Here is a 20,559-nt window from a genome sequence, read left to right on the forward strand (position 1 = left end):
CTCACTATGGCGAGATTGGTTAGTTTCCCCCGTGCTACACTCGCCAGCTTGCCCCCACTGCCATTGCCATCGTCACTGAACATGACCGCGACCAAGACTGTATCCCCGTCCCGTCTGCCTCGCCTGCGCGCCGCCGCGCTGCTGGCGGCCTTGCTGGCCACCGGCCTCGCCGCGCATGCCGACACCATCCCGGCTCCAGCTGACCAGCCTTATCCTGGCACCATCGTCCTGAAGGTTGACGCCAGCAATACGGCCCAACAGATTTTCCGCATCCGTGAGAGCATTCCCGTCCGTCCCGGCAAGCTGACGCTGCTCTATCCGCAGTGGGTGCCGGGCAATCACGGCCCCAGCGGCCCGCTCAACCAGTTCGCCGGCCTCAAGCTGACCGTGGACGGCAAGTCACTCGACTGGTTGCGCGACATGGTCAACATGTATGCCTTCCATGTCGAGGTGCCGGCCGGCGCCACCACGCTGGAAGCGGAATACCAATACCTGTCGCCGCTGGAAGCCAACCAGGGCCGCACCACCATGACCGGCGAGATGCTCGGCGTGCAGTGGCACGCGATGGCGCTATACCCGGCCGGCTACCGCACGCGCGCCATCACCGTCCAGCCCAAGCTGACGCTGCCTGCCGGCTGGCAATACGGCACGGCGCTGGAGACGGCCCAGCGCACCGGCGACGAGGTGGTGTTCCAGCCGCTGGACCTGGAAAAGCTGGTCGACTCGCCCCTGTTCGCGGGCCGCTATTTCCGCCGCTTCGACCTGGCGCCAGGCGCCAGGGTGCCCGTGCACCTGGACCTGGTGGCCGACACGGCCGAAGCGCTGGAGGCCAGGCCGGAGCAGATCGAACTGCACCGCGCCATGGTCGCGCAAGCGCTCAAGCTGTTCAACTCGCAGCATTACGCGCACTACGATTTCCTGCTCGCCCTGAGCGATGAGTTCGGCGGCATCGGCCGCGAACACCATCAGTCCAGCGAGAATGGGCTGAGGACGGGCTACTTCACGGACTGGGCCAAGAACGAAGGCGAGCGCAGCTTACTGCCCCATGAATTCGCCCACTCGTGGAACGGCAAGTTCCGCCGTCCGGCCGGCCAGGATGTACCCGACTTCAACACGCCGCTGCAGAATTCCCTGCTGTGGGTGTACGAGGGCCAAACCCAGTATTGGGGCGAGGTGCTGTCGGCCCGCAGCGGCCTGATCAAGATGGAACACATGCGCGACCTGTTCGCCGCCATGGCCGCCCGCTACGACACGGTGCAGGGCCGCGACTGGCGCGCCGTGCAGGACACGACGAACGATCCCATCATCAACTCCCGCCGTCCGCAGCCGTGGAGCAACTGGCAGCGCGCCGAGGACTATTACTCGGAAGGTGCGCTGATCTGGCTCGACGTGGATACCAAGATCCGCGAAATGTCCGGCGAGCGCCGCTCGTTGAACGACTTCGCGCGCAGCTTCTTCGGCGTGGACGACGGTGTCAGCGTGGCCAGTCACTACACCTTCGAGGACGTGGTACAGGCGCTGAACGCGGTGCAGGCATACGACTGGGCCAGCTTCCTGCGCGCGCGGCTCGATGGCCACGGTCCCGGCGCCCCGCTGGATGGCCTGACCCGCGCCGGCTGGAAACTGGTGTACGCCGACAAGCCCACCGATTTCCTGAAGTCGCAGGAAGATCAGAGCAAGTGGGCCAACTTCCAATATTCGCTGGGTTTCTCGGTGAGCGCGGAAGGCCGGATCGAAGCGCTGCGCTGGGAAGGCCCAGGCTTTCGCGCCGGCCTGTCGGGCAATACGATGCTGCTGGCCGTCAATGGCCGCGCCTACAAGGCCGACCTGCTGCGGGCCGCCATCACGGCCGCCAAGGATGGCAAGCAGCCCATCGAATTGCTGGTCAGGAAGGGCAATCTGTACCGCACCATCGCGCTCGACTACCGCGACGGCTTGAAGTATCCACGCCTGGAACGCATACCCGGCACGCCGGACCGGCTGAGCGCCATCCTGCAACCGCTGAAATAAGCGTTCAGCGGCGAGGCCCGGCGGTGGCGCGACCTGCGCCACCGCCCGATGGTGTATGCTAACAATATGAACAAAGACACCGACATCCAGCTCAGCGGCCCGTTCAAGGCCACCGACGGCTCCGGCCGTGCCCACGACATCAAGGCGATCCGCATCTTCGACGAAGGTTACGGCGCCATCGACGTGTACGTGGATTTCGCCGGCTCCATCGCCGGCCTGCACAAGGACAAGACCCTGATCGCGGCCATCGTGGCCCAGTTGCGCACCACCGGCTACAAAGGTCCCGTGCTCACGCCAGGCGACTCCGTGCTGCAGGAAAACAAACTGATGGTGCTGGAAGCGCCCGACGAATTCAACGCCTACGCGGCCGGCAAAGGCTGGAAAGATCTGGCCGAAGAATTCAACGACGACGATTGAGCACGACAGCAAGCTGCACGCGCGAGGCGCTGGCCGCCCACGCGCGCGTGCGCGCCTTGCGCGGTGCATCTGCTGATGCACTGCCTGACTCTATGCCACACTTGCCGCGCGGGCGCCGTCCCGCCCCGCCCCGCATCTCCCCCTAGCCAAACAAGCCGTGCAGATACCAGCGCGGCTCGGCCTGCCCGTCCGCGCTGGCCAGCCGTTCACGGTACACCCAGTAATGCGCATGGTCCTGGCCTTCGGCGATGAAATAGTCGCGGGTCTGGGTCTGGCTCCACCAGCCCGCCTCGATGCGCTCGCCACTCGACATCATTTTCAACGGTGAACCATAGAATGGCCGATGGTCGCGCATCAGCAGCGCGACCGGCTTGGCCAGCAGCCAAGCCGGCCGGGGCAGGCTGGGCATGTCCGGCGGCAGTTGGGCGCGGGCGTCGGCCGGGCGGATCTTTTCCTGCACGCTGACCCACTGATTGGCCAGTTCCGGCCGGTAATCCGCCAGCGGCACGGCCTGCAACACATTGTCCGGCCCCAGCCGCGCCACCAGCAGTTCGAACAGCCGCTGCCGGTCCTCCTTGCTGCCGCCCGGTTCGGGAAACAGCGACTCGCTGGGCGGCATCATGGGCCGCACCTGCGGCGCCTCCAGGCACAGACCGATCACGGGCGCTTCCAGCACCAGCTTGGCCAACCGCTCCTTGAGCAGGCGCAGCAGGTGTTCGGCGCGCCAGGTCGGTTCGGCCAGCACGATTTCCAGCATGGTGGGCGGGCGCGCCACCCTGCCCCGTTCATGCTCCAGCGCCAGGCTCACGCGCTCGACGGCGAACTGGCGCGCGCACAGCCACCCCGTCATCTGCAACAGCAACCGGTGCGCGCCGAACAGCAGCGCTTCCGCATGCTCGACCCGGTCGAACAGTTCCACCTTGGCGCGGAAGCTTTCCGGCGCGGCCAGCCATTCGAACAGCTCGGCCGTCTGGCCATGCGCGCCATCGAGCATGTCGAGCAGGGCCCGGCCGCAGCGGCGTTGCAGGCCGGGGCGGGGCAGGCGGCGCAACTCGCCCACGGTCAGGCAGCCTATGCCTTCGAACCAGCTCAGGTAAGGCCGTGCCGGCGGCAGCAGACTGCACGGCAAACGCGCCAGGCGCCGTTCCAGCGTCGCCATTGTCAAGCCGCGCCCGCCGCCGCTACGGGCCAGCAGCCAGGCGCCGCGTGCCGTGGGCGCGCAGCCCAACGCGGCCGTGAAACCCAGCGCCTGCAAGCTGGCCAGCACTTGCCGGCACAGGGCGCGCACGCCGCCGAACAGGCGCAGGCTGGCGCCCACATCCATCAACAGCGTCGCCTCCTCGCCCTCGGCCACCTGGGGCGTGAATTGCAGCAGCGCCATGGCCACCGCCTGCAAGGCCTCCGCCTCCAGCGTGGGCGCCCGCTGGTGCAACTGGGCTTGCGGCGCCAGCATCAGCGCGCCACCGCGCCGCATGCCCGGCCGCACACCGGCCGCCTGCGCCTGCGGCGAGGCGGCCAGCACACGCTCCTGTTCCAGCACCACGCTGCCCTGGTCAGCCGACCAGCGCGGGCAAAACACTTCGAGCGGGAGCCGGGGCAGGTAAAGGCCGATCCAGAGACGCATGGCGCTGCAACAAAGAAGGAGTGAGGGGCAGGAACAGCGGCGCATCGCGCTGCGGTCCCCGGCGCTTGACGAAGCCCAGCTCGATGCCGCCGGCCGCCGGCCGCAGCGGCAGCCGCAGCGGCGCCGGCGACGCATCCTGCGCGGCCGCCAGCGGCCGCAACATGCAGAACAGCGTATCGCCGCTCTGGGCCGCCAGGTGCAGCCGACGCAGCGTTTCGCCGCGCGCGTGGGTCTGCCACAGTAAGAGTGCGCCGCAGCAGCCGCTGCGCAACACCTGTTCCGCCGCCCACAGGGCGTCGGTGCTTTTGGCGCCACTGCGGATCCAGATCAGCTGCGACGGCGGCACACCCAGCGCGGCCAGCGCCAGCGCCTGCGGCACGTGGGGCGGCTGCAGCAGCACAATGGAACGCTGGCCAAGACTGGCCAGGGCCGGCCGCAGCAGCCGCAACTCGCCGCTGCCGGGCTGCTGCACCAGCAAGTCGATCAGCGTGCCCAGCGGCCAGCCGCCACCCGGCAACTGGGCCGACAGGGCTGCATAGCCCGTATCGACACAGCGGGTGCTGCTGTGCGCCAGTTGCGAAGCGAGCCATAACGACGGATGCACGGCTTCGGGCGCGGCAATGAGAGCGGAGCAGGACATGAGGATAGAAGATAGAGAATGCGAGATAAATTCAAAAGCAAAGTACTGTATAAATACACAGTACTATTCGGGCCCTGTTTTGGCAAGGATTATCTGCCGCCGAATGCGCTTTGAATATTGAGAACCCTTTGAATATTGGAAACCTTGCCCATGCTGTAACATAGTGGCGATACCTCCAACCAACAAATAAGCCATGAATACGATGCAACTGATCGGTGCCGCCCTGTTCGGCGTGGCGCTGCTGCACACCTTCGCCGCCAAGTCGTTCGAAGTGCTGGCCCACCGCCACCCGCGCCACGCCGGCCTGTTCCACCTGCTGGGCGAAGTGGAAGTGGTGTTCGGCTTCTGGGCCTTCGTGCTGGTGCTGGCCATGGCCCTGCTGCAGGGCGGCCAGGCCGCCATCGACTATGCGGAAACGCGCCAGTACACGGAACCGCTGTTCGTGTTCGTCGTCATGGTGGTGGCCGCCTCGCGGCCCGTGCTCGACATCGTGCAGCGCACTTTGCGGCTGCTGGCCCGGCTGGTGCCGCTGCGCGCGGAACTGACGCTGGTCTGGTTCGGCCTGGCGCTGGTGCCGCTGATGGGTTCGTTGATCACGGAACCGGCCGCCATGACGCTGGCCGCGCTGATGCTGGCGCCGCAAGTGTTCCGCCAAGGTATGCCGGAATGGCTGAAGTATGCGGCGCTGGGCGTGTTGTTCGTCAACGTCTCGATCGGCGGCACGCTGACGGCCTATGCCGCGCCGCCCGTGCTGATGGTGGCCGCCACCTGGCAGTGGGACAGCGCCTTCATGGCCAGCCACTTCGGCTGGAAGGCCGCCGTGGCCGTGCTGTGCAACGCCACCGTCGCGACCTTCCTGCTGCGCGGCCAGGTGCCCACAGCAGCCGCACAGGCCGGCGCGCAGGCCGCGCCGGCCGCACCGCCCGTGCCGCTGGCCGTGGCCGCCATCCACCTGGCCTTCCTGGCCGCCGTGGTGGTGCTGGGTCACCATCCAGTGCTGTTCCTCGGTATTTTCCTGCTGTTCCTCGGTTTTACCCAGGCGTATGAACGCTACCAGCAGCCGTTGATCATCAAGGAAGCCTTGCTGGTAGGCTTTTTCCTGGCGGGGCTGGTGGTACTGGGCGGCATGCAGCAATGGTGGCTGCAGCCTATCGTCTCCGGCCTGCCGCCCGTGGCCCTGTTCTTCAGCGCGCTGGGCCTGACGGCCATCACCGACAACGCCGCCCTGACCTATCTCGGCTCGCTGATCCAGGGCATCTCCGCCCAATCACAGTACATGCTGGTGGCCGGCGCCGTGGCCGGCGGCGGCCTGACCGTGATCGCCAACGCGCCCAATCCGGCCGGCGTGTCGCTGTTGCGGCGCGGTTTCCAGGATGAATCGATCGGCGCCGTGGGCCTGCTGCTGGGCGCGCTGGCGCCCACGGCCGTGGCAGCGCTGGCGTTCCTGCTGTAGCCCTCACGCGGGCGCGCGCCGGTGGCGCGCAAAAAAATCCAGCATCATCTGGCCCGCGTCCGGACCGCCGCTGGCATGGAACGGCACAGCCGGGTCGCCCCCGCTCCAGGCATGCTCCAGCTGGGCGATCCGCGCCACCCTGAGCAACAAGGTACGCCCAACGTAATAGTCCTGGATCTGGTGCGCCTTGCGGCTGCCGGCGCGACCGCCCGGCACACTGCTGACCTTGGCCGCCATGCCAGCCGGCAGCCCGTTCAGCAACAAGCCCTGCTCCAGCAACTGGCGCTGATTGATGGGCCGGACCACGCGGTCAACTTCCCCCTGGATCAGGATGGTCGGCATACCGGGAAACGGCGGCCGCCGCTGCAACAGGTCGCGGATCGCGTGCTCGCCCCGGGCGCCGGCGCCGTGCTGCAGCACACCGAGCGCGCCCATCACGCTGTGGCCGGCGCCGAACGCGGGCCCGGAATGGAGGCCCACCGCCGCGATCAGATCGGGATGGTTGAGCGCGACGATATGCGCCATGCCTGCGCCGGCCGACATGCCGGCGATATAGATGCGGCTACGGTCCAGCCCATACTGGCGCTGCACCTTGTCGATGATGCCAACGATCATGGGCACATCGCCGCCGCCCAGCTGGGTGGCATGGTCGAACCATTTCCAGCAACGCTGGGCATGGCTGCTGACGCGCTGCTGCGGATACAGCACGGCACAGCCGCTGCGCTCGGCCAACTGGTTCATCCGCGTCCCTTGCGCCAGCTGGGTGGCCGTCTGCTGGCAGCCATGCAGCAGCACCACCAGCGGCAAGCCGGCGCTGGCCGGATCAGGCGCCTGCTCGGGCAGATAGAGCCAGTAGCTCATGCGCCGCGCCGCGCCAACGCCGCCGAGCGCAGGCGCCGTGTAATGCGACGCCAGCCATTTGCCGGGCGACGCCGGTACATGGGGCGCCGCCACTTTTGCCGGCAACGATGCCGGTGCGGCGGCCGTCTTCCGCGCCGGCCGCACTGTCGACTTGGCCGTCGATTTGGCCGTCGATTTGGGCTTGGCCGTGGGGCCCGCCAGCAGCTGCGCCACGACCTTGCCGACGGCGCGCTGCTGTGCCATACCGGACCGTACCAGACCACGCAAGAACCGCAAGCCAGCGGCACGTTTGACCATCATGTTCACCGCCGCATGCTGCAAGGAACAGGCAATGTAACGTGGACCCGGTGCGCCCGTCCGTACGCTGGAGCACGTACCGCCGCAGTGACGTGAGCACGATTGAACGAATCAAACACGCGCCAGTCTCCAGGGGTATCCTGACCGAATCCGCTGCATTCCGGAGCGGTATATTGCACATAAGGAGACCATCATGAGCTATCTCGACCGTGACGTTTTCGGTATCTACAAGCACTCGGACAAGAGCGGCCCCGGCCCTCGCCTGATGGGTGCAGACACGCTGATTGGTGAAGACGTGTACAACCAGAATGATGAAGACCTGGGCGACATCAAGGAAATCATGCTCGACATGCAGACCGGCGAAGTGGCGTATGCCGTGCTGTCGTTTGGCGGCATCATCGGCATCGGCGAAAAACTGTTCGCCGTGCCATGGGAAAGGCTGTCGCTCGACACTGTCAACAAGCGTTTCGTGCTGGACGTGGACAAGGAAACGCTGAAGAACGCGCCCGGCTTCGACAAGGACGACTGGCCCGACATGACCATGGACGACTGGGCCAGCCAGGTGCGCACGTTCTACGGCAGCGGCCCAGGCACCAGCCACCACTGATCCTTCCACCTCTGGCACGCCCGTCAGTCATGGGCGCGCATGCCGGTAGCCAGCGGCGCCATGGCTGGCGCCGGCGCTTAACGCAGCATGGACTCCCACACTTTTTGCAGCCGCTTGACGGACACGGGCATGGGTGTGCGCAGCTCCTGCGCGAACAGCGAGACGCGCAACTCCTCCAGCATCCAGCGGAACTCGACCATTTTCGGGTCGGTGTTCTTGCCGGCCTGGCGGTCCTTGCTGGCGCGCAGATACGGCGTGGCGGCCTGCTGCCATTCCGCCATCAGCTTGGCATCGCGGGCCGGATCGGCGCGCAGCTTTTCGATGCGCACGTTGATGGCCTTCAGGTAACGGGGGAAATGCGCGAGCTGGCTGTATTCGTTCTCGGACAGGAAGCGCTTGTGGACCAGGCCCTGCAACTGGCTTTGCATGTCGGCCGCCGCTTGAGGCTGCAATCCTTGCAGGCGCTTGGGCAAGCCGTGGAATTCCGTCAGCACCTGCGCCAACAGGCGGGCGATTTCATTCACCAACAACACCAGCCGTGACTTGCCCTCGTCCTTGCGTTTGGCGAACGAAGCAGCGTCGATGGGCAACGGATCTTGCAGGCAGGCGATATCGAGCGCCTTGTTGATGATCTGGTCGCGCAACTCTTCCTGCGTGCCCATGGCCATGTACTGCATGCCCATCTGTTGCAGGCCAGGGATGCTTTTTTCGATGAACTTGATCTGATCCTTGAGCTGCAGCGCGAACAGGCGACGCAAGCCCACGCGATGGGTGCGCGCGGCCACGGTGGGGTCGTCGAACACTTCCAGGTCGCAGTGCGCGCCCTTGTCCACCAGCGCGGGGAAGCCGATCAAGGTCAGCTTGCCTTGGGCGATTTCCAGCAGTTCCGGCAATTCCCCAAAGGTCCAGCTGGTCAGACCGGTCAGTGTGATGCCATCGGTGGACGTGCCTTGGCCGCCATTGGCCGCGCCATCGGCCGCGCCGGTGGACGCGCCACCTTTGCCCTTGGCGCCCACGCCTTGCGTCCCTGCTCCGTCCATGCCGCCCGGGCCACCCTGCGCCTGCTTGCCAGCGCCAGCACTGGCGCCCCGCCCCGCCGCCGGCAATGCGCCGCCCGTGCCCAGTGCGCGCATGCTGACGCCCTGCGCGCCCGATACCTCGGCCATCTTCTGGAAACTCTCGCGCGCCTGCGTGCCGAACTCGGCCTGCAGGGTGGCCAGGTTACGCCCCATCTCCAGTTGGCGGCCATGCTCGTCGATCACCTTGAAGTTCATGAAGTGGTGGGCGGGCAGCGTTTCCGGTTTGAAGTCTGTGGTCAGCACGGAAATCGTGATCTGGGCGCGGATGTCAGCGATGATGGCGTCGATCAGGTCGCCACGTCCGAACGTTCCCGCATCCTGCACCCGCTCGCAGAACTTGGCCGCGTAATCGGGCAGCGGCACGCAATGGCGGCGCAGCTTTTGCGGCAGCGACTTGAGCAGCAGGTGTACTTTTTCCTTCAGCATGCCCGGCACCAGCCATTCGCAACGCTCGCGCGGTAACTGGTTCAGCGCATAGAGCGGCACGGCCATGGTCACGCCATCGCGCACGCTGCCCGGCTCGAAGTGATAGGTCAGCTGCATTTCCAGGCCCGTCACCGCCATCATTTTCGGGAACAGGTCGGTGGTCACGCCGGCCGCCTCGTGGCGCATCAGCTCGTCGCGATTGAGGTACAGCAGCTTGGGTTCGGCCGCCGTGGCGTCCTTGTGCCATTTTTCGAAACCGGCGCCGTTGACCACGTCGGCCGGAATCAGCTTGTCGTAGAAGGCGGCGATCAATTCATCGTCCACCAGCACGTCGAGCCGGCGCGACTTGTGTTCCAGGTTTTCGATTTCCTTGACCAGCTTGTGGTTGTGCGCGAAGAACGGCGCGCGCGTGTCGTAATCGCCGCCCACCAGCGCGTCGCGGATGAAGATTTCGCGCGCCTCGGCCGGGTTGAACAGACCGTAGTTGATGCGGCGCTGGCTGTACACCACCAGCCCGTACAGGGTGGCGCGCTCGGACGCCGTGACCTGCGCGGAACGCTTTTCCCAGCGCGGCTCGCCCCACGATTTTTTCAACAAGTGGCCGCCCACTTTTTCCAGCCACTCGGGCTGGATCTGGGCCACGCAGCGCGCGTACAGCCGCGTGGTGTCGACCAGCTCGGCGGCCATGATCCACTTGCCCGGTTTTTTCAGCAGCGAGGAGCCGGGCCAGATATGGAACTTGATGCCGCGTGCGCCCAGGAAGCCGGCACCCGGCTCGTCCTCGGACTTGAAGCCGATGTTGCCCAGCAGGCCGGTCAGCAGCGCCAGGTGCAGGTTTTCATAGGTGGCCGGCGTGTCGTTCAAGCGCCAGCCCTGCTCCTTGACGATGGTCAGCAGTTGCGAATGCACGTCGCGCCACTCGCGCAAGCGCAATTGGGACAGGAAATTGCTGCGGCAATTGTCCTGCAACTGGCGGTTGGTCTTCTTGTGCTCGATGGCCGACTCAAACCATTTCCAGATCTTGATGTAGCTGAGGAATTCGGACTTCTCGTCGGCGAATTTCTTGTGCGCCTCGTCGGCCGCCTGCTGGTGTTCCAGCGGCCGGTCGCGCGGGTCCTGCACCGACAGGGCCGAGGCCACGATCAGCACTTCGTTCAGGCACACGTTGTCGAGCGCGGCCAGGATCATGCGGCCCACGCGCGGGTCCAGCGGCAGCTTGGCCAGCTTCTTGCCCAATGCCGTCAACTGGTTGTACTCGTCCACCGCGCCCAGTTCCTGCAGCAACTGGTAGCCGTCCGCGATGGCGCGCGCCAGCGGCGGTTCGATGAACGGGAAAGTCTCCACGTCCGTCAGGTGCAGCGATTTCATGCGCAGGATGACGGAGGCCAGCGACGAACGCAAAATCTCCGGTTCCGTGAACTTGGGGCGTTGCAGGAAATCCTGCTCTTCATATAAACGGATGCAGACGCCGTCGGCCACGCGGCCGCAACGGCCGGCGCGCTGGTTGGCGGCCGACTGCGCGATCGGTTCGATCTGCAACTGCTCGACCTTGTTGCGGTAGCTGTAGCGCTTGACGCGCGCCAGGCCCGCGTCCACCACGTAGCGGATGCCGGGCACGGTCAGCGACGTTTCCGCCACGTTGGTGGCCAGCACGATGCGGCGCGCGTTGGTCAGCTTGAACACGCGCTCCTGCTCCTCGGCCGACAGGCGGGCGAACAGCGGCAGGATTTCCACGTGCGGCGGATGGTGCTTGCGCAGCGCCTCGGCCGCGTCGCGGATTTCACGTTCGCCCGGCAAGAACACCAGCACGTCGCCGGAACCGATGCGGCACAGCTCGTCCACGCCATCGACCACGGCATCCATCAGGTCGCGCTTGTCGCGTGCGCTGTCACGCGCATTCTCGCGTGCGGGCGCACCCTTGGCCGCCGGCTTGGGCGCGTCGCCCGTCACCAGGTCGCGCTCCACCGGGCGGTAGCGCACTTCCACCTGGTACAAGCGGCCCGATACTTCGATCACGGGCGCCGGTTTGTCCGGCGAGCCGAAGTGGCGCGCGAAGCGTTCGGCGTCGATGGTGGCCGAGGTGATGATCACCTTCAGGTCCGGCCGGCGCGGCAGCAACTGTTTCAGGTAACCGAGCAGGAAGTCGATGTTGAGGCTGCGTTCGTGCGCCTCGTCGATGATGATGGTGTCGTAGCCCTTGAGCAGCGGATCGGTCTGGGTCTCGGCCAGCAGGATACCGTCCGTCATCAGCTTGACGGAGGCGCCCCGGGTCAGCGTGTCGGCGAAACGCACCTTGAAGCCCACCGTTTCGCCCAGCGGCGTGCCCAGCTCCTGGGCGATGCGCTTGGCGGTGGACGAGGCGGCGATCCGGCGTGGCTGGGTGTGGCCGATCAGGCCGGCCTGGCCCCGGCCCAGCTCCAGGCAGATCTTGGGCAACTGCGTGGTTTTACCCGAGCCCGTCTCGCCGCAGACGATGATGACCTGATTATTCTGCAACGCCTCGGCGATCTCGTGGCGGCGGCCCGACACGGGCAAATCTTCCGGATAGGTGATCGGCGGCAGCGGATTACGGAACGCCGCCTCGGCCGCGCGGGCAGCCTGCTCTTCCGGTGTCAGGCGCGCGCGCGGGGGGCGCGGCTGGCCCTGCCCTTCCGGGCGCCCTTGGCCCTGGCCGCCACGCTGGCCGTCGCCACGGGCCGCGCGCAGCGCTTCGCCCAGTTGCCCGGCCGGCCGTGTCCCGCGCTGCGCCTGCGCCCCCGGAGCCGCTTCGGCACGCGGTGCGCGCTGGCCTTGCCCCTGCGCGCTGTCGGCACGCGGTGCACGCTGGCCTTGCGCTGCCTGCCCACCCTGCGCGCCGTCGGCACGGGGCACGCGCTGCCCTTGCGGGCCGGGCTGGGCGGCCGCCGATCGCTGTCCCGGCTGTCCCGGCTGTCCCGGCTGCCCATGGCGCGGCGCGTTGCGCTGGCCCTGCCGCCCGCCGTCGGACGGGCGCGACTGTCCCGGCGCTGGCCTGGTGTCCGGCGCGGGCTGGCTGCGGGAGGAGTTGGCGGGCGGGTTCTGGGCGGGCTGGCTGGCTTTGTTACTAATTTCTGACATTGTTTTTTACATGTATTTGGCGCGGGACGTCGCGCAGCGAATTATAATGCGCCAAATGGAAAATCCTACCCAATTCGTCCAATGGCTGCGTTCCGTCGCGCCCTACATCCACGCCTTCCGTGGCAAGACCTTCGTGGTTGCCTTCCCTGGTGAGCTGGTCGCCGCCGGCGCCCTGCAGGTGCTGGCGCACGACCTGTCGCTGCTGCACGCGCTCGACATCAACGTCACCGTGGTCTACGGTTCGCGCCCCCAAGTGGCCGAGCAACTGGCCTTACGCAACGTGGAAGGCCGCTTCCACAACGGCATACGCATCACCGATCCGGCCGCCATGGAATGCGCCAAGGAAGCGGCCGGCGAATTGCGTCTGGACATCGAGGCCGCCTTCAGCCAGGGCCTACCCAACACGCCCATGGCGCACGCAGCAATTCGTATCATTTCCGGCAACTTCATCACAGCCCGTCCGCTGGGCGTGATCGATGGCGTCGACCTCGAAATGACGGGCATCACCCGCAAGGTCGATGCGGAAACCATTCATTCCATCCTCGGCTCGGACGGCCTGGTGCTGCTGTCGCCGCTGGGTTTCTCGCCCACCGGCGAAGCGTTCAACCTGACCATGGAAGACGTGGCCTGCAGCGCCGCCATCGCCCTGCACGCCGACAAACTGATCTTCATCACCGAAACGGAGATGATGACCGACGCCGGCGGCACGGAAATCCGCGAACTGTCCTCGCACCAGGCCCAGGCCGTGCTGCAAGCCGGTTTCCTGCCCGACGCCACCGCGTTCTACCTCAAACACTGCGTCAAGGCGTCCGAAAACGGCGTCGAGCGCTCGCACATCGTGCCGTTCGCCATGGACGGCTCGGCCCTGCTGGAACTGTTTACCCACGATGGCGTGGGCACCATGATCAGCCATGAGAACCTGGAAAGCCTGCGCCAGGCCACCATCGAGGACGTGGGCGGCATCATCAAGCTGATCGAACCGCTGGAGGCGGACGGCACGCTGGTCAAGCGCGGCCGCGAACTGATCGAACGGGAAATCGACTACTTCTCCGTGATCGAGCACGATGGCGTGATCTTCGGTTGCGCCGCCCTGTACCCGTTCCCGGAACAGAAGATGGCGGAAATGGCATGCCTGACCGTCAACCCGGAAGTGCAGGCCCAGGGCGACGGCGAGCGCATTCTCAAGCACATGGAGAACCGCGCGCGCGCCATCGGCCTGACCAAACTGTTCGTGCTCACCACCCGCACCTCGCACTGGTTCCAGAAGCGTGGCTTCGTACCGGCCACCGTGGATGCGCTGCCGAAAGACCGTCAGCGCATGTATAACTGGCAGCGCAAATCCCAGGTGCTGATTAAGTCTTTATAATCCTCATTTTCCTTACCGCTTTAGGAGCAACTCAGATGGCCCGCACCGTGCATTGCATCAAACTCAACAAAGAAGCCGAAGGGCTGGATTTCCCGCCGTATCCTGGCGAGTTGGGCAAGAAGATCTATGAATCCGTCTCGAAAGAAGCCTGGGCCGCCTGGCTCAAGCACCAGACCATGCTGGTCAATGAAAACCGCCTGAACCTGGCCGACCAGCGCGCGCGCAAATACCTGGCCACGCAGATGGAAAAGCATTTCTTCGGTGATGGCGCCGATGCGGCCCAAGGTTACGTGCCGCCGACGGAATAAGGCGAACATGGGCGCATCCGGGTCCGGTACGCCGGCCCGGCCCGCCTCGCCAGAATCTGGCTGAACTGAGTGAACTGAGTGAATTTGCTTACATGGCCTTGCACTGGCGCAGTTCGCAGCGGGCCATGAACACCTTGCCGTTATCGCAAGCCATGCGATAGATTTCCACCGGGCCCGGCGCGCTGATCAGCCCCGCCCCCAGGCCGCCCACGCACTCGCGCTGGCGCGCCAAGCGTTCCACCGTGGTCGACGACACGCCGGCCTGGAACGGCACCTTTTCGATTTCCACTCCATCGACCCGCACCAGCGGTGTGCCGTCGGCCGCCACCGTGCGTGGCGCCGGCTGACGCGCGGCTGCCACTTGGGCCGCGGCGGCGGCTTCGGCCTCGTCGCGCGCGCGCGAAGGCAGCCAGGAACAGGCGCCCAACAACAAACTGCTCAGCAAACTGCAGGACAACAGCACGGCTAACGATGGTTTCATGGGCAGGCTCGGCAAGGCGAAGGGATGGGATAGCAGGAGGTGAGGACCGGCGACCGGCGCGCGCGCCGCCGCGCACGCCCAGGCGGCGCGGCGGCGGCTGATGCCTTAGAAGGTCAGCTTGCGCACGCCTTCGGGCATGCCGAGCAGGCAGACGTTGGCGCCACGGGCAGCGAACAGGCCATTGGCCACCACGCCCACGATCTGGTTGATCTGTTGTTCCAGCGCCAGCGGGTCGGCGATGGCCAGGCCCAGCACGTCGATGATCTCGCAGCCGTTATCGGTGATGAAAGCCTGCTCGGTGCCGGCCTTCAGGCGCAAACGGGGCTGGCCGCCCAGCGTGGCCAGGCGGCGCATGACGGCCGCGCGCGCCATCGGCAGCACTTCCACCGGCAGCGGGAACTTGCCCAGCACCTCGACCAGCTTGGAGCCGTCGGCGATGCACACGAACTGGCGCGACACGGAGGCGACGATCTTCTCGCGCGTGAGGGCCGCGCCGCCGCCCTTGATCATGGCGCCGCTGGCCGTGATCTCGTCGGCGCCGTCCACGTAGACAGAAATCTCGGGCACGTCGTTCAGGTCGTACACGGTGATGCCATGGCCGGCCAGGCGCGCGGCCGTCGCTTCCGACGAGGCCACGGCGCCCTTGATGCGGTGCTTGATCTTGGCCAGTTCGTCGATGAAGAAATTGGCGGTGGAGCCGGTGCCGACACCGATGATTTCGCCGTCGACCACGTAATCGATGGCGGCGCGGGCGACCGCCTGTTTCAGTTCGTCTTGAGTCATGATTGCTTCTAAGTGGGTAGGAAAATGGCGCTATTTTAACGGATCGCCCGCCGCCACCGCCATTTCGCGCTAAAAATTGCGCCAGAACAACCCCGCGCGCCGCCACTGTCGCACACTTGCACAGTTGCTCTCGTACTTGGACTGCGGCGGGCGCGATTGTGCGAAAATGAACCACGCTCCGCCTATGTCAGGAACCGTCATGGATCATCGTAAAACCATACTGATTGTGGATGACAGCCGCGTCTCGCGCATGATGGCGCGCCAGTACATCGCGGCCCTGCACCCGCACTGGGTGGTCGAGGAGGCCGCCAGCGGCGAGGAGGCGCTGGCGCGCGCCCCCACGCTGGCGCCGGACTTGATTTTGATGGACGTCAACATGCCCGGCATGGGCGGGGTGGCGGCCGCCGAACAGCTGCGCCAGCAGTTCCCCGACACGGCCATCTCGCTGCTGACGGCCAACGTGCAAAGCGCCACGCGCGACCGGGCGGCCCAGATCGGCGTCGGCTTCATGGAAAAACCCATCACCGAGGCCCGCATCGTCCAACTGCTCGCCGTGCTGGAAACCTGACCATCATGTTCAACCTGAGCGAGCTGGAAAACGACGCGCTGGTGGAAATCTTCAACATCGGCGTGGGACAGGCGGCGGCGGCCATGAGCGCCATCGTCAACGAGGAGGTGCGCATGTCCGTGCCCTCGATCCGCTTCATGCAGCGCACCGCCGCCGCCCGGCTGCTGGGCGGCCAGGACGTGCCGGCCGAACGCATCTGCGGCGTCAGCCAGCACTACAAGGGCGCGTTCGACACGGAAGCGATCCTCATGTTCCCGGAGGATAAAAGCCTGGAGATCGTGCGGCTGATGGTGGGCGAAGCCGTACCGCTGCAGGAATTGACGGAGATGGAGCAGGAAGCCCTGTGCGAGATCGGTAACATCATCCTCAACGCCTGCGTGGGCACGCTGGCCAACATCTTCCAGCGCGAACTGCATGGCTCGCTGCCTGAATACCACGTGGGCACCAGCGACGAAATCCTGACCGCCTCGGGCAGCGTGGCCGACACCGTCGTGCTGATGCTGCACATCGACTTCGTGCTGGAGAAGCACCAGATCCACGGCTACGTCGCCTTCATCCTCGACATCTCCGCCCTGCACGACCTGAAGGAGCAGATCAACCTCTACATCGCCCGCGCGATGGGACAGGCCTGACGCCATGGGCACGGACAGCGAACGCCTGATGCTGCTGCAACAAGTGCTGGGCGGCTTGAACGTGGGCGCCATCGTGCTCGACGCCGAGCGCCGCATCGTGCTGTGGAATCACTGGATGGCGCGCCGCACGGGCCGCAGCGCCGACAGCGTGGCCGGCAGCGACTTGCTGGCCGTGTTTCCCGAACTGCGCGGACAGCGGGCGGAAGCGGCCGTGACCCAGGCCCTGCACAACAATTTCCCCTCGCTGCTGTCGCAAAGCTTGAACAAGGCGCCCTTCCCCCTGTACGCGAGCGCGGCGGCGGCCGCGCGCGGCGAGCGGGTGCAGCAGGCGGTCGAGGTGACACCCATCGCCGTGACCGGCGCCGCCCGCCACTGCCTGATCCAGATCAACGACGTCAGCCTGGCCGTGGGCCGGGAACGGCTGCTGCGCGAGCAGACCATGGTGCTGCGCTCGCAAACCTTCGCCGACGGCCTGACGGGCATCGCCAACCGCCGCCACTTCGACATGGCGATCGAAAAGGAACACCGGCGCGCCCGGCGCGGCGGCGTGCCGCTGTCGCTGCTGATGATCGACATCGACAACTTCAAAGCCTACAACGACCACTACGGCCACCCGCAGGGCGACCAGTGCCTGATCCGGGTGGCGGCCGCGCTGGCGGCCATGCTCAAGCGGCCATGCGACCTGGTGGCGCGCTACGGCGGCGAGGAATTCGCCGCCATCCTGCCCGACACGGATTCCGAGCAGGCCTGGCAGATGGCCGAGGCGATCCGGCTGCGCACCATCGAGCTGGCCATCCCCCACTTGCCGGGTGCCGACGGGCAACTGGTCACGGTCAGCCTCGGCATCGCCACCCGCCACGCCGACGGCTCGGCCGACGCCGCAGGCCTGATCAGCGCCGCCGACCGCGCCCTGTACCAGGCCAAGCGCGACGGCCGCAACCGGGTGGCGGCGCAGGCGCTGGCTTAGCGCTGAACGCGCACCTCCAGTTCCACCCAGCCGTCGTTGCAGGATCTCCACGCCGCGCGGATCGCGCACCTTCACGTCCAACTGGTGCATCAGCGCCGTCACGCGCAGCTTGGCGCGCGCGATGTCGTGGCCGTCAAACAAAACTTGGGACGTGTGTATGGTCGTTGACAAAAGGATGTCTCTTGCCAAGAACCAAACAAAATGAACTACCAAGCACTGAACTTTTCTTGCGCCAATAAAAAAACGACGCACGTGGCGTCGTTTTTTGGGAGGGACACTGGCGTGCTCAGCGCAGGCTGCTGGCGGCCTTGGCCAGATCCGTGATGCGGTCCCAGTTGCCGGCGGCGATGGCGTCCTTCGGCGTGAGCCAGGAGCCGCCCACGCACGCCACGTTTTTCAACGCCAGGAACTGCGATGCCGTGTCCTGCGAAATGCCGCCCGTGGGGCAGAACGTCACGTCCGGCAGCGGGCCGCCGATGGCGCTCAGCATGCCCACGCCGCCCGCCGGCACGGCCGGGAACAGCTTGAGTTGCTGGAAGCCTTGCTCGCGCGCGGCCATCACTTCCGACGGCGTCATCACGCCCGGCAGCAGCGGCAGGCCGCTGCTCTTGGCGGCGGCGATCAGGGCCGGCGTGAGGCCGGGCGAGACGCCGAACACGGCGCCCGCATCGCGCGCGGCAGCGAATTCCTCGGGCTGGGTCAGCGTGCCGACGCCGACGATGGCGCCTTCCACGGCCGACATGGCGCGGATCGCGCCCAGGCCGTGCTTGGTGCGCAGCGTCACTTCCAGCACGCGGATGCCACCCGCCACCAGCGCGCGCGCCAGCGGAACAGCGTGTTCAGGATCGTCGATCGCGATCACAGGGATCACGGCCGAGGTACGCATAATGTCGAGCAGAGTCATGGTCATGGCTTAGGCTTCTTTCTTCATCGAGTAGTCTTCATCGGAACCGGGCACGGTATTGCCTACCGGGTCGGCGTCATGCAGGCCGACCGTGGTCGGGATCGGCGACGGCAGCGGGAACGTGGTGGCGCCCTGCTCGGCCGCGCTCACGCTGGCGCGGAACATGGAGAACAATTCGCGGCCCATGCCCACGGCGTTGGGCGACAGATCAGCCGTGGCCAGCGCACGCGCGCACCACTCGTCCGACGGCACCAACGCTTCCAGCGCGCCGGTGGCCGCGTCCAGGCGGATCATGTCGCCGTCACGCACCAGGCCCAGCGGACCGCCGGCCAGGATTTCCGGCGACACGTGGATCGCCGCCGGCACCTTGCCCGAAGCGCCCGACATGCGGCCGTCCGTCACCAGCGCCACGCGGCGACCGGCGTCCTGCAGGTTGGCCAGCGCCGGCGTCAGCGCGTGCAGTTCCGGCATGCCGTTGGCGCGCGGACCCTGGAAGCGCAGCACGGCCACGAAGTCGCGATCGAGCTTGCCGGCCTTGTAGGTGGCCATGAATTCTTCCTGCGAGTTGAACACCAGCGCCGGCGCTTCCACCATGCGGTGCTGCGGCTTGACGGCCGATACCTTCATCACGGCGCGGCCCAGGTTACCCTTGACCAGTACCATGCCGCCGTCGGCCGAGAATGGCGCGCCGGCCTTGCGCAGCACGCCTTCGTCGCCCGATTCCAGCGGCGACGCCTGCCACACCACGCCCTTGCCGTCTTCCGACAGGAACGGTTCGCCGCAGTGCGCGCGCAAGCCCTTGCCCAGGATGGTGGTGACGTCGTCGTGCAGCAGGCCCGCGTCCAGCAGTTCGCGGATCACGAAGCCGGTGCCGCCGGCCGCGTGGAAGTGGTTCACGTCCGCTTCGCCATTCGGGTAGATGCGGGCCAGCAGCGGCACCACGGCCGACAGTTCATTGAAGTCGTCCCAGTCGATCACGATGCCGGCCGCCTTGGCGATGGCCACCAAATGCAGCGTGTGGTTGGTGGAACCGCCCGTGGCCAGCAGGCCGACGACGGCGTTGACGATGCACTTCTCGTCGACGATATGGCCGACCGGCAGATAATTGTCGCTCTGGGCCGTGATCTGGGCCGCGCGCTTGGCGGCGGCCGCCGTCAGCGCGTCGCGCAGCGGGGTGCCGGGCGTGATGAAGGCGGCGCCCGGCAGGTGCAGGCCCATCACTTCCATCAGCATCTGGTTGCTGTTGGCGGTGCCGTAGAAGGTGCAGGTGCCGGCGCCGTGGTAGGACTTGGCCTCGCCTTCCAGCAGTTCCTCGCGGGTGGCCTTGCCTTGCGCGTACAGCTGGCGCACCTTGGCCTTGTCGGAGTTGGACAGGCCGCTCGTCATCGGGCCGGCCGGCACGAACACGGCCGGCAGGTGGCCGAAGTGCAGCGCGCCGATCAGCAGGCCGGGCACGATCTTGTCGCACACGCCCAGGTACAGGGCCGAGTCGAACATATTGTGCGACAGCGCCACGGCCGCGCCCATGGCGATGGCGTCGCGCGAGAACAGCGACAGTTCCATGCCTGGCTGGCCCTGGGTCACGCCGTCGCACATGGCCGGCACGCCGCCGGCGAATTGCGCCACCGCGCCCACTTCGCGCACGGCGTCCTTGATGATGCGGGGGAAGCTCTCGAACGGCTGGTGCGCCGACAGCATGTCGTTATAGGCCGAGACGATGGCCACGGAAGGCTTCTTCACTTCCTTCAGCACCAGTTTGTCGTTGGCCGGGAAGGCGGCGAAACCGTGCGCCAGGTTGGTACACGACAGCGCGCCGCGCTGCACGCCCTTGACGCGGGCCGCCTCCAGGTGGGCCAGGTATGCGCCGCGCGATGGTTTGCTGCGCTGGATAATGCGCGCGGTGACGGTTTCAAGTACAGGATGCAGCGCCATGATCGTTCCTTATGAATGAATTCGCTGAAATTTTACTACAAAATTTTGCGCATTCCGATCTTTTATTCCATATTTTTTGTCACAACCGTGCACAAACCACCCAACAAG

Annotated in this window: 17 protein-coding genes; 9 read left to right on the forward strand and 8 right to left on the reverse strand. The window is 66.3% G+C overall.

Annotation, left to right across the window (positions count from 1 at the left end; all coding sequences use genetic code 11):
• The first annotated feature begins 81 nt into the window (after window positions 1-81).
• A complete protein-coding gene (locus H3H39_RS04750; protein WP_182152161.1) occupies window positions 82-2,010 on the forward strand; it encodes a M61 family metallopeptidase in 1,929 nt (642 codons plus the stop codon).
• 66 nt (window positions 2,011-2,076) lie between these two features.
• Entirely contained in the window at window positions 2,077-2,427 is a 351-nt protein-coding gene (locus H3H39_RS04755; RefSeq protein WP_182152162.1) for a hypothetical protein, read from the forward strand.
• A gap of 142 nt (window positions 2,428-2,569) precedes the next feature.
• On the opposite strand, the gene H3H39_RS04760 is transcribed toward H3H39_RS04755, so the two are convergent.
• Together H3H39_RS04760 and imuA are read right to left on the reverse strand one after the other, a co-directional pair.
• Window positions 2,570-4,051 carry a Y-family DNA polymerase gene (locus H3H39_RS04760; protein WP_182152163.1) on the reverse strand — a complete coding sequence of 494 codons (1,482 nt, stop codon included), beginning with the start codon at window positions 4,049-4,051 and terminating at the stop codon, window positions 2,570-2,572.
• Entirely contained in the window at window positions 3,981-4,691 is a 711-nt protein-coding gene (gene imuA / locus H3H39_RS04765) for a translesion DNA synthesis-associated protein ImuA (protein WP_182152164.1), read from the reverse strand. Before imuA ends, H3H39_RS04760 begins: the two co-directional genes overlap by 71 nt.
• A 193-nt stretch (window positions 4,692-4,884) precedes the next feature.
• Between imuA and H3H39_RS04770 the strand changes: the two genes are divergently transcribed.
• A complete protein-coding gene (locus H3H39_RS04770) occupies window positions 4,885-6,144 on the forward strand; it encodes a putative Na+/H+ antiporter (protein WP_182152165.1) in 1,260 nt (419 codons plus the stop codon).
• 3 nt (window positions 6,145-6,147) lie between these two features.
• Here H3H39_RS04770 and H3H39_RS04775 read toward each other — a convergent pair whose 3' ends face one another.
• Complete coding sequence (locus tag H3H39_RS04775) at window positions 6,148-7,305, reverse strand: extracellular catalytic domain type 1 short-chain-length polyhydroxyalkanoate depolymerase (protein ID WP_229217872.1); 1,158 nt, start codon at window positions 7,303-7,305, stop codon at window positions 6,148-6,150.
• 190 nt (window positions 7,306-7,495) lie between these two features.
• On the opposite strand from H3H39_RS04775, the gene H3H39_RS04780 reads away from it, so the two are divergent.
• Window positions 7,496-7,909 carry a PRC-barrel domain-containing protein gene (locus H3H39_RS04780; RefSeq protein WP_182152166.1) on the forward strand — a complete coding sequence of 138 codons (414 nt, stop codon included), beginning with the start codon at window positions 7,496-7,498 and terminating at the stop codon, window positions 7,907-7,909.
• A 77-nt stretch (window positions 7,910-7,986) separates the two neighbouring features.
• On the opposite strand, the gene hrpA is transcribed toward H3H39_RS04780, so the two are convergent.
• Complete coding sequence (hrpA, locus tag H3H39_RS04785; RefSeq protein ID WP_229217873.1) at window positions 7,987-12,510, reverse strand: ATP-dependent RNA helicase HrpA; 4,524 nt, start codon at window positions 12,508-12,510, stop codon at window positions 7,987-7,989.
• Window positions 12,511-12,565: 55 nt separating this feature from the next.
• Between hrpA and argA the strand changes: the two genes are divergently transcribed.
• Both argA and H3H39_RS04795 read left to right on the forward strand, forming a co-directional pair.
• Window positions 12,566-13,876 (forward strand): amino-acid N-acetyltransferase, encoded by a 1,311-nt coding sequence (gene argA, locus H3H39_RS04790; RefSeq protein ID WP_182152167.1) that lies wholly within the window; start codon window positions 12,566-12,568, stop codon window positions 13,874-13,876.
• Window positions 13,877-13,911: 35 nt separating this feature from the next.
• Window positions 13,912-14,184 carry an oxidative damage protection protein gene (locus tag H3H39_RS04795; RefSeq protein WP_182152168.1) on the forward strand — a complete coding sequence of 91 codons (273 nt, stop codon included), beginning with the start codon at window positions 13,912-13,914 and terminating at the stop codon, window positions 14,182-14,184.
• 88 nt (window positions 14,185-14,272) lie between these two features.
• Here the strand turns inward: H3H39_RS04795 and H3H39_RS04800 are convergent, their stop codons facing one another.
• Window positions 14,273-14,665, reverse strand: a complete 393-nt coding sequence (locus tag H3H39_RS04800) for a hypothetical protein (protein ID WP_182152169.1) — start codon at window positions 14,663-14,665, stop codon at window positions 14,273-14,275.
• Window positions 14,666-14,770: 105 nt separating this feature from the next.
• The gene (gene rpiA, locus H3H39_RS04805; RefSeq protein ID WP_182152170.1) at window positions 14,771-15,448 is read right to left on the reverse strand and encodes a ribose-5-phosphate isomerase RpiA; all 678 of its coding nucleotides are present in this window, start codon (window positions 15,446-15,448) and stop codon (window positions 14,771-14,773) included.
• A gap of 199 nt (window positions 15,449-15,647) precedes the next feature.
• On the opposite strand from rpiA, the gene H3H39_RS04810 reads away from it, so the two are divergent.
• Genes H3H39_RS04810 through H3H39_RS04820 form a run of 3 tightly spaced genes read left to right on the forward strand, consistent with a single transcriptional unit; the run spans window position 15,648 to window position 17,615 of the window.
• Window positions 15,648-16,016: a response regulator transcription factor gene (locus tag H3H39_RS04810; protein WP_182152171.1), complete on the forward strand. Its 369-nt coding sequence runs from the start codon at window positions 15,648-15,650 to the stop codon at window positions 16,014-16,016.
• Between the two features lie 5 nt (window positions 16,017-16,021).
• The gene (locus H3H39_RS04815; protein ID WP_182152172.1) at window positions 16,022-16,648 is read left to right on the forward strand and encodes a chemotaxis protein CheC; all 627 of its coding nucleotides are present in this window, start codon (window positions 16,022-16,024) and stop codon (window positions 16,646-16,648) included.
• Window positions 16,649-16,652: 4 nt separating this feature from the next.
• A complete protein-coding gene (locus tag H3H39_RS04820) occupies window positions 16,653-17,615 on the forward strand; it encodes a sensor domain-containing diguanylate cyclase (protein ID WP_182152173.1) in 963 nt (320 codons plus the stop codon).
• Between the two features lie 286 nt (window positions 17,616-17,901).
• On the opposite strand, the gene eda is transcribed toward H3H39_RS04820, so the two are convergent.
• The gene (eda, locus tag H3H39_RS04825; RefSeq protein ID WP_182152174.1) at window positions 17,902-18,525 is read right to left on the reverse strand and encodes a bifunctional 4-hydroxy-2-oxoglutarate aldolase/2-dehydro-3-deoxy-phosphogluconate aldolase; all 624 of its coding nucleotides are present in this window, start codon (window positions 18,523-18,525) and stop codon (window positions 17,902-17,904) included.
• A 3-nt stretch (window positions 18,526-18,528) separates the two neighbouring features.
• Window positions 18,529-20,451: a phosphogluconate dehydratase gene (gene edd / locus H3H39_RS04830; protein ID WP_182152175.1), complete on the reverse strand. Its 1,923-nt coding sequence runs from the start codon at window positions 20,449-20,451 to the stop codon at window positions 18,529-18,531.
• Window positions 20,452-20,559: the final 108 nt, after the last annotated feature.

The sequence above is a fragment of the Rugamonas apoptosis genome (assembly GCF_014042355.1).
Classification (GTDB): Bacteria; Pseudomonadota; Gammaproteobacteria; order Burkholderiales; family Burkholderiaceae_D; genus Rugamonas; species Rugamonas apoptosis.